The organism is Halomonas saccharevitans (genome assembly GCF_032333995.1).
Taxonomy (GTDB): Bacteria; Pseudomonadota; Gammaproteobacteria; order Pseudomonadales; family Halomonadaceae; genus Halomonas; species Halomonas saccharevitans.
The window spans coordinates 1-12,399 of sequence record NZ_JAVXUR010000001.1 but is presented as its reverse complement, the minus strand read 5'-3'; the positions used below and the strand labels follow the sequence as shown (position 1 = coordinate 12,399).

At 66.9% G+C, this 12,399-nt stretch carries 10 protein-coding genes; 6 read left to right on the top strand and 4 right to left on the bottom strand.

Translation table 11 applies throughout. The features are described 5' to 3' along the window. The first annotated feature begins 100 nt into the window (after nucleotides 1–100). Nucleotides 101–880: a substrate-binding domain-containing protein gene (locus tag RSO68_RS00050; RefSeq protein ID WP_315585724.1), complete on the top strand. Its 780-nt coding sequence runs from the start codon at nucleotides 101–103 to the stop codon at nucleotides 878–880. Between the two features lie 88 nt (nucleotides 881–968). Here the strand turns inward: RSO68_RS00050 and idi are convergent, their stop codons facing one another. From idi to RSO68_RS00035, 3 genes are all read right to left on the bottom strand, one after another. Further along, nucleotides 969–1,553 carry an isopentenyl-diphosphate Delta-isomerase gene (idi, locus tag RSO68_RS00045; protein ID WP_315584983.1) on the bottom strand — a complete coding sequence of 195 codons (585 nt, stop codon included), beginning with the start codon at nucleotides 1,551–1,553 and terminating at the stop codon, nucleotides 969–971. Nucleotides 1,554–1,581: 28 nt separating this feature from the next. Beyond that, nucleotides 1,582–2,730, bottom strand: coding sequence for a phytoene/squalene synthase family protein (locus RSO68_RS00040; RefSeq protein ID WP_315584982.1), 1,149 nt, complete (start codon nucleotides 2,728–2,730; stop codon nucleotides 1,582–1,584). A gap of 177 nt (nucleotides 2,731–2,907) precedes the next feature. Continuing rightward, entirely contained in the window at nucleotides 2,908–4,887 is a 1,980-nt protein-coding gene (locus RSO68_RS00035) for a serine hydrolase domain-containing protein (protein ID WP_315584981.1), read from the bottom strand. Between the two features lie 276 nt (nucleotides 4,888–5,163). Between RSO68_RS00035 and RSO68_RS00030 the strand changes: the two genes are divergently transcribed. Genes RSO68_RS00030 through RSO68_RS00010 form a run of 5 tightly spaced genes read left to right on the top strand, consistent with a single transcriptional unit; the run spans nucleotide 5,164 to nucleotide 11,749 of the window. Next, the gene (locus RSO68_RS00030) at nucleotides 5,164–6,333 is read left to right on the top strand and encodes an isovaleryl-CoA dehydrogenase (protein WP_315584980.1); all 1,170 of its coding nucleotides are present in this window, start codon (nucleotides 5,164–5,166) and stop codon (nucleotides 6,331–6,333) included. Nucleotides 6,334–6,345: 12 nt separating this feature from the next. Continuing rightward, nucleotides 6,346–7,953 (top strand): carboxyl transferase domain-containing protein, encoded by a 1,608-nt coding sequence (locus RSO68_RS00025; protein WP_315584979.1) that lies wholly within the window; start codon nucleotides 6,346–6,348, stop codon nucleotides 7,951–7,953. A 7-nt stretch (nucleotides 7,954–7,960) separates the two neighbouring features. After that, nucleotides 7,961–8,806 carry an enoyl-CoA hydratase/isomerase family protein gene (locus RSO68_RS00020; RefSeq protein ID WP_315584978.1) on the top strand — a complete coding sequence of 282 codons (846 nt, stop codon included), beginning with the start codon at nucleotides 7,961–7,963 and terminating at the stop codon, nucleotides 8,804–8,806. Continuing rightward, nucleotides 8,803–10,839, top strand: coding sequence for an acetyl/propionyl/methylcrotonyl-CoA carboxylase subunit alpha (locus RSO68_RS00015; RefSeq protein WP_315584977.1), 2,037 nt, complete (start codon nucleotides 8,803–8,805; stop codon nucleotides 10,837–10,839). The genes RSO68_RS00020 and RSO68_RS00015 overlap by 4 nt, the downstream gene beginning before the upstream one ends. 10 nt (nucleotides 10,840–10,849) lie before the next feature. Further along, the gene (locus RSO68_RS00010; RefSeq protein ID WP_089849048.1) at nucleotides 10,850–11,749 is read left to right on the top strand and encodes a hydroxymethylglutaryl-CoA lyase; all 900 of its coding nucleotides are present in this window, start codon (nucleotides 10,850–10,852) and stop codon (nucleotides 11,747–11,749) included. Between the two features lie 92 nt (nucleotides 11,750–11,841). On the opposite strand, the gene RSO68_RS00005 is transcribed toward RSO68_RS00010, so the two are convergent. After that, the gene (locus RSO68_RS00005) at nucleotides 11,842–12,111 is read right to left on the bottom strand and encodes a hypothetical protein (RefSeq protein ID WP_315584976.1); all 270 of its coding nucleotides are present in this window, start codon (nucleotides 12,109–12,111) and stop codon (nucleotides 11,842–11,844) included. Nucleotides 12,112–12,399 lie beyond the last annotated feature (288 nt).

Here is a 12,399-nt window from a genome sequence, read left to right as displayed (position 1 = left end):
GCACCGTGCGACATTTCACTCGGCAATAAAAAGGAACGGCATCATGAGAAGGAAAGGCACCATGCAACCGGCAGGACTCACCCTCGTCGCCCTCGGCCTGATGGGCCTATCGCTTAACGCCAGCGCCCAGGAAGAGGGCCGCCACATCACCCTGGCCTCGACCACCTCCACCCAGAACTCGGGGCTCTTCGACGCCATCATTCCCCAGTTCAGCGAGGCGAGCGACATCGAGGTACGCGTGGTCGCCGTAGGCACCGGCCAGGCCTTCGAGATCGCCCGCCGCGGCGACGCCGACAGCCTGCTGGTACACGACACCGCCGGTGAGGAGCGCTTCGTCGCCGAGGGCTACGGCACCGAGCGCGCCGACGTCATGTACAACGACTTCGTGATCGTCGGCCCGAGCGATGATCCGGCGGGCATCAGTGACGCCGAGAGCATCGAGGAGGCGCTAGGCGACATCGCCGCGGCCGAGGCGCACTTCGCCTCCCGCGGCGACGACAGCGGCACTAACCGCGCCGAGCTGCGCCTGTGGGACGCCGCCGATGTGACGCCGGGCGGCGAGTGGTACCGCGAGCTCGGCAGCGGCATGGGGCCGACCCTGAACACCGCCGCCGGCATGGACGCCTACGCCATGAGCGACCGCGCCACCTGGGTCGCCTTCGACAATCGCCAGAACCTTGAGCTGCTCTTCGCCGGCGACGAGGCGCTGTTCAACCAGTACGGCAGCATCCTGATGTCCGAGGAGCGTCATCCGCACCTGAAGCACGATCTCGCCGAGCAGTGGCACGACTGGCTGCTCTCCGAGGAGGGCCAGGCCGCCATCGCCGACTTCGAGGTCAAGGGCCAGCAGCTGTTCTTCCCCAACGCCCACGCCGACTGAGCCGGCGATAACATCGCCTCACCCGCAGATCCAAGAGCGCCCGGCCACGTTGGCCGGGCCATGAAAGGCCCGCTCTCCGCCGTCGAGACTATCGGATATAACGCGTGAGCTCATCGGAGAACTCACTGCGCAATCGCGTCCACTCCATCTTGAACCAGGGCGTATAGTGCTCCGGGCGAGAGGCCAGCTCGGCATCGAGCGCTGCGGGTGATATCCAGCACCAGTCGGCAATCTCCTGGCGGTTGGGGCGTGGCATATCGTCCGTGACCCCGAGATATACCCAGCAAAGCTCGTGCTCGGCGCCGCTTGAACCAAACAGGGCCTGATAGCGGAACTTGTAGAGGAAGTCGAGCTGCGCCTCGAGGCCGACCTCCTGCCATAATCGCCGGTGAATCGCCGCTTCCATGGACTCGCCTCGGCGAGGATGGCTACAGCAGCTGTTAGACCAGCACAGCGACCAGAGGCGCTTGCCTTCCGCCCGCTGCTGCAGCAGAAGCTCCCCATCATGATTGAACACGAACAGCGAGAAGGCGCGATGCAACACACCGCTGCCTTCGTGGCACTTGGCCTTGCTCAAATGCCCCAGCTCCCTGTCCTCGTCATCGACCAGGATCAGCTCCTCGTCATCGAAGGAAACGGTCTCGTCGCGCTCGCTTGAGCCAGTGCTAACCAATGGTCACCTCCTTGTCCGTGATATCTGCCTACTCCTCGTCATTGCCGAGCCGAAGGCCATAGGCTGCGGCTGAAGAGCCATCACTACCGGAAGGCTCGAACGCCCACGCACTCAATTCCGGATGTAGGCCCGCGAGCGGTTCGAGTGGCAATCCCCGGGTCACACCGCTGAAAAGCAGCCTGAGCATGCCATCATGACGTGTCGCCAGGCGGGTACTCGCTATGGCGGCCTTGACCGTGCGGCGTGACACCTTGACCTGCCGCCCCGTGCAATAGGTCGGCCGCTCATTTATCCGCCTGAGGGTGAGCACGGCCAGGCCGATGGCCCATAAGCAGAAGCGCCTGATGCCCGTTTCCTTCGCCGGAACCATCAGCGTGTAGCGAAAGGCATGTCGCAAATGGGCATGCGCAATGCCGATCATGTATCGCAGGGCGGTGGCGAACGCCGGATCGCTGCGTCCCGGCGCCAGGCTCGACACTTCCACACCGAATTCCTGGAATTCCCGGCGGGGCAGCCAGCAGACGCCGCGTTGCCGATCATCCCAGAGGTCCTTGAGGATGTTGGTGAGCTGCAGACCCTGTCCGAACGAAGGCGCCAGGGCCAGCATCTCGGCACGCCGCTCATTCATGTCGCCCGAGTGCTGACAGAACAGGTCGGTGAGCATTTCACCCACGACGCCTGCCACGTAATAGCAATAGCGATCCATCTCGCCCAGGTCGGCCAGGCCCTCCAGGCTGGAATTCTCCTGGTAATGGCCCATGCCCCGGCACATGATGCTCACACACTTGATCAGCGCCTGCTGTTGGGGCGCTGCGAGGCTATGGGTGCAGCGGACGACCAGTGGCGTGTTGGCCACCAACTCTCGTTCATCCGGTGACGTGGCCTGCGAGAGCAGCGGCGTGACCTGGCTGGCGAAAAGCTGGGCCTTCTCCTCTCCTCTCAGCACCGCCAGGAACCGTTCGTGCAAGCGGGTCTTCTGAACCGCGGAAAGCGCCGGTTCATCCTCCACGGTGTCGGCAATACGACAGAGCAGGTAGGCATTGGTCACGACCTTGCGCAGATCGGCCGGGAGCTGAGGGATGGTGAGGGCAAAGGTGCGTGACACCCCGCCAAGGGCCCTGCCCTGATAGGCGTCTGCCTCTGCAATGTCGGAAGCCGCCGCAAGGGCCTGGGCCATGGCAGTACACCCCTTCATGTGTCGCGATTGACCGACCCGCGTGATGTGCTAGTTCGAGACAGGTTTTATAAGCAAGTTATCACGCTGACTTCGGAAGAGTAACGACGCCCAGTCAACGTCGAGGTCCCCTCCTCGACAGCTTGTTGTGATCCTTGCGTGGCGGGAGTGTTTCTAGCCTCAGCCCATCAGCACGAAACCATTGAACTGCCAGACCGTCACCAGGGTGAGGGTGAGCAGCACGACCAGCCCGGCATGGCGCAGGCGCCGGCCCGGCGTCCAGCCGGTTTCACCCAGCACCGGCGCCAGCAGGGCGAGGCTCCCCAGGCTCAGCGCCCCCGCCAACATGGCAATGACCTGAGCGGCCACGAAGGCCGGCGGCGGGAAGCCGAAGAAGACCAGGCCCACGTCCCGCGTGATGGGCAGCACCCCGGCCAAGGCGAGGACCATGCTCACCACCCAGAGCCCCGCGGCCAGCAGCGTCAGCCGCGCCGCCCAGCGCACCGTGGCCCGGCGCGCACGAGGCCGGCGCCAGCCGCCCAACAGAGCCGAGCCTAGGGTGGCGACGAACACCAGCCCAGCAAGACCGAAGAAGGCGAGTCGCCAGCGCGGGTTGGCCAGCGGCCCGACCCGCTCCATCACCATGATCGGCTCCGGCACCGCCAGGTGGGTCACCGCGCCGCTCTGGTCATCAAGAAAGCGCAGCGACTCGCCGCTATCGGCCTGGCGGAAGTGCCCCTCTCCTTCTCCTTCTCCCTCCCCCTGCGCCGGCATCAGACGAATCTCCCGCCCTCGGCGGCTCAGCAACAGCTGGCCGTCCCGGTCCAGGTGGACGCTGGCCATGTCGTGATTCAGCAGCGCCTCGACCGTGGTGTAGGGCCGCCGCGTGGAGAGGTAGTCCCCGACATAGCGCGCCGGGTCGTCGGGCGCCGTGGTCGCAGCGGGGGCTTCGGTCGGGAAATAGCGGCGCACCAGTTCCTCGGCGAAGCCGCGAACCAGCGCCTGGCCGCCGTTGCTGTTGGTGCTGATGAACACGCCAAGCTCCAACTCTGGGATCAGCTGCAGATCGGAGACGAAATGCACCGTGCCGCCGCCATGGCCGAGGGCCCGGTAGCCGGCGATCTCGCTCTCGATGAAACCGTGGGCCATGCCGGGCTGCCCCGGCGCCACCCGATAGTGGGTGCGCTGCATCTCACGGGCCGTCTCCGGTGCGAGCAGTGCCACCTCCCCGAGCCGGCCCTCGTTGAGGTGGGCGCGCATGAAGCGCGCCATGTCGGTCGCCGTGGTGGAGAGGCTGCCCGCCGGGCCGATGCCGCCGACGAAGGTGAAGCCGCCCGGCCGGAAGGCGCCATCGACCCACTGGTAGCCCTCGCTGACCCGCTCGCGCAGGGCCGGGGCCATGGGGGTCTGCTCGCGCTGCGGCCCCCAGGGCTCGCGAAAGGTGCTGTCTCGCATGCCCAGCGGCGCCAGCAGGTGGCGCTCGGCATAGGCCTCCCAGGACAGGCCGCTGACCACTTCCACCACCCGACCGGCCAGCGCCACCCCGAAGTTGGAGTAGGCCGGCCAGCTGCCCGGCGGACGCACCTGGGCCGGGGCATGACGGCGTAGATACTCCGGCAACGGCAGCACGGCGTCGGGGTCATCCTCGAAGAGATGGCCCATGGCGGTGTCCTCGAAGCCCGGGGTGTGCGCCATCAGCTGGCGCAGGGTGATGGGTGCCGAATAGCGGGTCTCGAGCGGGAAATCGGGCAGATAGTCGCGGACGTCGGTGTCCAGGTCCAGCCGGCCCTGCTCCACCAGCTGCATCACCGCCGTCCAGGTGAAGAGCTTGGAGATCGAGCCCGGCCGGAACAGGGTCCGCTGGGCCACTACCGGGCGCTTGGCCTCGATGTCGGCCGACCCGAAGCCCTTGGCCAGCACCATCTCGTCGTCCTTGACCACCGCCACCGTGACGCCGGCGACATGATGGGCCTTCATGCGCGCAGTGATGAAGCCGTCGACGAAGGCCTCGAGGTCCTGGCGCTCGAACGCCTGTTGCTCGAACCCCGGCTGCTCGCGTGGCTCCCGTTCACGATCCTGCCCATCGATGTCCGCGCCCAGGGCCATGGCCGCCCATAGCCAGACCAGCAAAACGCTCGACGCCCCTCGCATGAGCTTCATGATCGCGTGCCTCCCCGAGTCGCATCGTTTCCCTTCGCCAGGTCAGAATGGTCGCGCAACAGGCGCAGAAAACCCAGGCCCTGCCACTTCACGGCGGCGGATCGCGGGCCGGCGCCTTACGATTGCCACCTTGGTCTAAGCCGGGCAATGCTGCACTTTACGTTAACGTCAACCTCGCCTAGTCTTGTGCCATCTGCCATTTCGATGACACCAGTTTGCCTGTCGCGCCCTCGCTCACGCACAAGGCGCGTCACCTGACACGACGGGAGCCCTGCCATGCACACGCCCTACCAACCCCTCGATTTCGGCCTCGACGACGAGCTGAACATGCTGCGCGATCACGTCAACGCCTTCGCGCGTGACGAGATCGCCCCGCGCGCCGCCGAGATCGACGAGAAGAACGAGTTCCCCAACGACCTGTGGCAGAAGTTCGGCGACATGGGCCTGCTCGGCATCACCGTGTCGGACGAGGACGGCGGCAGCGGCATGGGCTACCTCGCCCACTGCATCGCCATGGAGGAGATCTCCCGGGCCAGCGCCTCGGTGGGCCTCTCCTACGGCGCGCACTCCAACCTGTGCGTGAACCAGCTCAAGATCAACGCCTCGGCCGAGCAGAAGGCCAAGTACCTGCCCAAGCTGATCAGCGGCGAGCACGTCGGTGCCCTGGCCATGTCCGAGCCGGGCGCCGGCTCCGACGTGGTCTCCATGAAGCTGCGGGCCCGCAAGGAGGGTGACAAGTACGTCCTCAACGGCAACAAGATGTGGATCACCAACGGCCCCGACGCCGACGTGCTGGTGGTCTACGCCAAGACCGATCCCGAGGCCGGTTCCAAGGGCATCACCGCCTTCATCATCGAGAAGGGCATGCCCGGCTTCACCACCGCCCAGAAGCTCGACAAGCTCGGCATGCGCGGCTCCAACACCTGCGAGCTGGTCTTCCAGGACTGCGAGGTGCCGGAGGAGAACGTGCTCGGCGAGGTCGGCCGCGGCGTCAAGGTGCTGATGAGCGGCCTGGACTACGAGCGCACCGTGCTCGCCGCCGGCCCCATCGGCATCATGCAGGCGGCCATGGACATCGTGGTGCCCTACGTCCACGAGCGGAAGCAGTTCAACCAGTCGATCGGCGAGTTCCAGCTGGTGCAGGGCAAGATCGCCGACATGTACACCACCCTCAACGCCTGCCGCGCCTACCTCTACGCGGTGGCAGCGGGCTGCGACCGTGGCCGCACCTCGCGCAAGGACGCCGCCGGCGTGATCCTCTACTGCGCCGAGAAGGCCACCCAGGTGGCACTCGACGCCATCCAGCTGCTCGGCGGCAACGGCTACATCAACGAGTACCCCACCGGGCGGCTGCTGCGCGATGCCAAGCTCTACGAGATCGGTGCCGGCACCAGCGAGATCCGTCGCATGCTGATCGGCCGCGAGCTGTTCAACGAATCCAAGTAAGGGCGGCGTTCCATGAGCATCCTCCAGACCCAGATCAATCCGCGCAGCGAGGCCTTCCAGGCCAACGACGTCGCCATGCGACACGAGGTCGGCAAGCTGCGCGAGCTGACCGCCGCCATCCATCAGGGCGGCGGCGAGAAGGCCCGCACCCGCCACGAGTCCCGCGGCAAGCTGTTCGTGCGCGACCGCATCGACCACCTGATCGACGAGGGCTCGCCCTTCCTCGAGTTCTCGTCGCTGGCCGCCCATGAGGTCTACGACGGCCCGATCCCCGCCGCCGGCGTGGTCACCGGCATCGGCCGCGTCTCGGGGGTGGAGTGCGTGATCGTCGCCAACGACGCCACGGTCAAGGGCGGCACCTACTTCCCGCTCACCGTGAAGAAGCACCTGCGCGCCCAGGAGATCGCCCGCAAGCATCGCCTGCCGTGCATTTATCTGGTCGACTCCGGCGGCGCCTTCCTGCCCCGCCAGGACGAGGTCTTCCCGGACCGCGACCACTTCGGGCGCATCTTCTACAACCAGGCCACGCTCTCCGCCGAGGGCATCCCGCAGATCGCCGTGGTGATGGGCTCCTGCACCGCCGGCGGCGCCTACGTGCCGGCCATGGCCGACGAGTCGATCATCGTCCGCGAGCAGGGCACCATCTTCCTCGGCGGCCCGCCCCTGGTGAAGGCCGCCACCGGCGAGAGCATCAGCGCCGAGGACCTGGGCGGCGCCGACGTGCACGCCAAGGTCAGCGGCGTGGCCGACCACTACGCCGAGAACGACGCCCACGCCCTGCAGCTGGCCCGCGCCTGCGTGTCGCGGCTCAACTGGCAGAAGCGCGGCGAGCTGAAGATGCAGCCCTCCAGGCCGCCGCGGCTCGACCCGACGGAGCTTTACGGCATCGTCGGTACCGACCTCAAGAAGCCCTACGACGTGCGCGAGGTGATCGGGCGCATCGTCGACGACTCCGACTTCGACGAGTTCAAGCGCACCTACGGCGACACCCTGGTCACCGGCTTCGCGCACATCCACGGGCACCCGGTGGGCATCGTCGCCAACAACGGCGTGCTGTTCTCCGAGAGTGCGGTGAAGGGCGCGCATTTCATCGAACTCTGCGCTCAAAGGAAAGTGCCGCTGGTCTTCCTGCAGAACATCACCGGCTTCATGGTCGGCTCCAAGTACGAGCACGAGGGCATCGCCAAGCACGGCGCCAAGCTCGTCACCGCCGTGGCCTGTGCCCGGGTGCCCAAGTTCACCGTGCTGATCGGCGGCAGCTTCGGCGCCGGCAACTACGGCATGTGCGGCCGCGCCTTCGAGCCCAACCTGCTGTTTATGTGGCCGAATGCCAGGATTTCCGTCATGGGGGGTGAACAGGCCGCCGGCGTGCTCTCCCAGGTCAAGCGCGAGCAGATCGAGCGCGAGGGCCGCGAGTGGACCCAGGACGAGGAAGAGGCCTTCAAGGCGCCGACCCGCGAGCAGTACGAGCACCAGGGCCACCCCAACTACGCCAGTGCGCGGCTGTGGGACGACGGCGTGATCGACCCGCTGCAGACCCGCGAGGTCCTCGGCCTGTCGCTCGCCGCCGCCCTCAATGCCGAAGTGGAAGAGACGCGCTTCGGCGTGTTCCGGATGTGAGGTCGAGATGACGCCGACATATTCCCGACTGACGATCGACGACCGCGGCGTGGCCCGGCTGACGCTGGACCGCCCGGACGTTCACAACGCCTTCGACGACCATCTGATCGCCGAGCTCAATTCCCACCTCGAGCGCCTGCATGATGGTGCCCACCACGGCGAGGTCCGCGTGGTGGTGCTGGGCTCCGAGGGCAAGAGCTTCTCCGCCGGGGCCGACCTCGGCTGGATGAAGCGCATGGTCGAGTACGACTTCGACGGCAACCTCGCCGACTCGCGCAAGCTCGCTACCCTGATGCACCGCCTGGACACCCTGCCCTGCCCCACCCTGTGCCGGGTGCAGGGCGCGGCCTTCGGCGGCGCCGTGGGCCTCGCCGCCTGCTGCGACGTGGTGGTCGCCTCCGAGAAGGCGAAATTCTGCCTCTCCGAGGTGAAGATCGGCCTGTCACCGGCCGTGATCAGCCCCTACGTGCAGCGCGCGCTGGGCGAGCGCCAGGCGCGCCGCTACGCGCTGACCGCCGAGGTGATGGACGCCGCCACCGCCCAGGGCCTCGACCTGGTGCATCGGGTGGTCGCCCCCGACGAACTCGACGCCGCCGTCGACGCCATGCTCGAGACCCTGCTCGCTGGCTCGCCCCAGGCCCAGCGTGCCACCAAGGCGCTGCTCGCCGAGGTCGCCCGTGAGCCCGACAGCAAGGCCACCCGCGAGCACACCTGCCGGGTGATCGCCGAGCTTCGCGTCAGCGCCGAGGGCCAGGAGGGGCTCGCCAGCTTCTTCGACAAGCGCCGCCCCGCCTGGACCACCGACGCCCCCCAGAATAATCCCGATACGACCGCCACGGAGCGCCGCTCATGAGCCGTTCGACCCCCTTCGACACCCTGCTGGTCGCCAACCGCGGCGAGATCGCCTGCCGGGTGATGCGCACGGCGCGTGCCATGGGCCTGCGCACCGTCGCCGTCTACTCCGATGCCGACGCCAACGCCCGCCACGTGCGCGAGGCCGACGAGGCGATCCGCCTCGGCCCTGCCGCGGCCCGCGAGAGCTACCTCAAGGTCGAGGCCGTGGTCGAGGCAGCCAAGCGCAGCGGCGCCGGCGCCATCCACCCCGGCTACGGCTTCCTCTCCGAGAACGGCGCCTTCGTCGAGGCGCTCGATCAGGCCGGCATCGTCTTCGTCGGCCCGCCCGCCTCGGCCATCGCCGCCATGGGCGACAAGTCCGCCGCCAAGGCGCGCATGGCCAATGCCGGCGTGCCGCTGGTGCCGGGCTACCACGGCGGCGACCAGGACGACGGCCTGCTCAAGGCCGAGGCCGACAAGATCGGCTACCCGGTGCTGCTCAAGGCGAGCGCCGGCGGCGGCGGCAAGGGCATGCGCGTGGTGGAGTCCAGCGAGGGCTTCCAGGCCGCGCTCGACGGCTGCCGTCGCGAGTCCCAGGCCGCCTTCGGCGACCAGCGCATGCTGATCGAGAAGTACCTGACCCAGCCGCGCCACGTGGAAGTCCAGGTGTTCTGCGACAGCCACGGCGCGGGGGTCTATCTGTTCGAGCGCGACTGCTCGGTGCAGCGTCGCCACCAGAAGGTGCTCGAGGAGGCCCCGGCCCCGGGCATGAGCGAGGGCCTGCGCCGCGAGATGGGCGAGGCCGCGGTGCGCGCCGCCAAGGAGATCGGCTACGTGGGCGCCGGCACGGTCGAGTTCCTGCTCGACGCCGATGGCTCGTTCTACTTCATGGAGATGAACACCCGCCTGCAGGTGGAGCACCCGGTCACCGAGATGATCACCGGCCAGGACCTGGTCGAGTGGCAGCTGCGCGTGGCCATGGGCGAGGCCCTGCCGCTGGCCCAGGACGAGCTGACCATCACCGGCCACAGCTTCGAGGCGCGCCTCTACGCCGAGGACCCGGAGCAGGACTTCCTGCCCGCCACCGGCACCCTCACCCGCTTCGCCATGGACCTCGAGGGCGCCGAGCTCGACCCGGCCCGCGTGCGCCTGGACAGCGGTGTGGAGACCGGCGATGCCGTCTCCATGCACTACGACCCGATGCTCGCCAAGCTGATCGTGCACGGCAACGACCGCACCCAGGCGCTGGCGACCCTCAACCGCGCCCTGGCCGCGCTGGACGTGCAGGGCGTGGTCACCAACCGCGCCTTCCTGCAGCGCCTGGCCACGCATCCGGCCTTCCAGGCCTGCGAGCTCGACACCCGCTTCATCGAGAAGAACGAAGCCACCCTCTTCGCGCCCAAGCAGTACAGCACCGAGGAGTACGCCGGGGCCGCCCTGGTGGGCCTGCACCAGCTCGCCCGCGAGTGCGAGAGCGACTCGCCCTGGGACCGCCACGACGGTTTCCGCGTCAACGCCCCGCACACCATCCGCATCGCCCTGTGCAACCCCGCGCATGCCCAGGATGACGACGATTCCGAGGCCGTGGTGGTGGTCGAGGGCACCCGCGAGCGTGAGGACGCCGCCTGGCACCTGACCATCGGCGGCGAGACGCTCACCGCACGCCTCGATTCGCTCCAGGGCGACGCCGTGGCCATCACCCTGGACGGCCACCGCCGCCGCCTGCAGGCGCGGCGTGATGGCAACGTGGTGGTGATGGTCGACCCGCGCGGCGAGACGCGCCTCTTCTGGCGGCGCATCGACGCCATCGACCACGGCCGCCAGGAGGCCGAATCGACCCTCACCGCGCCGATGCACGGCACCGTGGTGGCGCTGCTGGTCGAGCCCGGCGCCCGCGTCGAGAAGGGCATGCCGCTGATGGTGATGGAGGCCATGAAGATGGAGCACACCATGGCCGCCCCCGCCGATGGGCACGTGGCAAGCTTCCACTTCCAGGCCACCGATACCGTGGGCCAGGGCGACGTGCTGCTCGACTTCGCCGCCGACGAGTAAGGAGAGCACCATGGCATTTCCGCAAAACGTGCGCCTGGTCGAGGTCGGCCCCCGCGACGGCCTGCAGAACGAGCCCGAGCCGATCGGCACCGAGACCAAGCTTGCGCTGATCGACCGGCTCGGCGCCGCCGGCCTCACCCACATCGAGGCGGCGAGCTTCGTCTCGCCCAAGTGGGTGCCCCAGATGGCCGATCACCGCGAGGTGATGCAGGGCCTGACGCGCCGCCAAGGTGTCACCTACTCGGCGCTCACCCCCAACCTCAGGGGGCTAGAGGCGGCGCTCGAGTGCGGCGTGGACGAGGTCGCGGTGTTCGGCGCCGCCTCCGAGGCCTTCTCGCAGAAGAACATCAACTGCTCGGTGGCCGAGTCCCTCGAGCGCTTCGCCCCGGTGCTCGAGCGCGCCCGCGAGGCAAACGTGCGGGTCCGAGGCTACGTCTCCTGCGTGCTCGGCTGCCCCTACGAGGGCGAGATCGCCCCGGCCAAGGTGGCCGAGGTCTCCAAGGCGCTGTATGAGATGGGCTGCTACGAGGTCTCGCTCGGCGACACGATCGGCACCGGTACCCCGCTCAAGGCCAAGCGCATGCTCGAGGCCGTGGCCCGCGAGGTGCCGATGGACAAGCTAGCCGCCCACTTCCACGACACCTACGGCCAGGCGCTCGCCAACCTCTATGCCGTGCTCGAGGAAGGCGTGGCGGTGATCGACAGCTCAGTGGCCGGCCTCGGCGGCTGCCCTTACGCCAAGGGCGCCTCCGGCAATGTGGCGAGCGAGGACGTGGTCTACCTGCTCGATGGCCTCGGCATCGAGAGCGGCATCGACCTGGAAGCCCTGGCCGCCACCGGCACCTGGATCACCCAGACCATCGGCCGCCCCAACCGCTCCAAGGTGGGCGTGGCGCTGTCCGCGAAGTAACGGCCAGCCACAACGCAAAGCCCCGAGCCGGGAAACCGGCTCGGGGCTTTCTTGTTACGGACATTTACTCTTGCTGAAATTTAACGCTCGCCTCAAGTGCGCGTTTGCGCGTCACATTGCAGGCGCTTGTTATATTTTTCCTTTTTCAAATTCACGAGCTTGTATGCACAGACCAATAAAATAGTCTCTAAAATATACGCTACATAGCCACGCGTACTCATTTGTGATTTGCACTCTATCGCCCAAACTAGATCCCAAAATTTTAACTTCATCAAGGTCTGAACCATTTTTAATTCTTCTTTCTCGATGATCCTTGCTAAGAAATGTGCCTGACTTGGTGATTTGACACAGCCCCTTTTCATCCTTGCTCCAAGCTAACACACCGCTTGCATGAACCAGACAATTCCGAATCCTAAGCGCCGCGTCAATCTGATGGTGCAACTCTACTTTAGAGCAGTCCATGCCTATGCACTTAAAATAATTTGAAAGGCGAGAGTTTCCTTGACCGCGAACAGATGTCAACCCTATGCCAGTAATTCTTTCAAGATCGTTTGCAAGTAGAATCAGGTAAGCTTGGCGGTCTCAAGTTCCAAGTGCAACGCTATTGAAGGGTGCTCGGACCGGCGACGGATTTCTTGAGCACCTCGGCG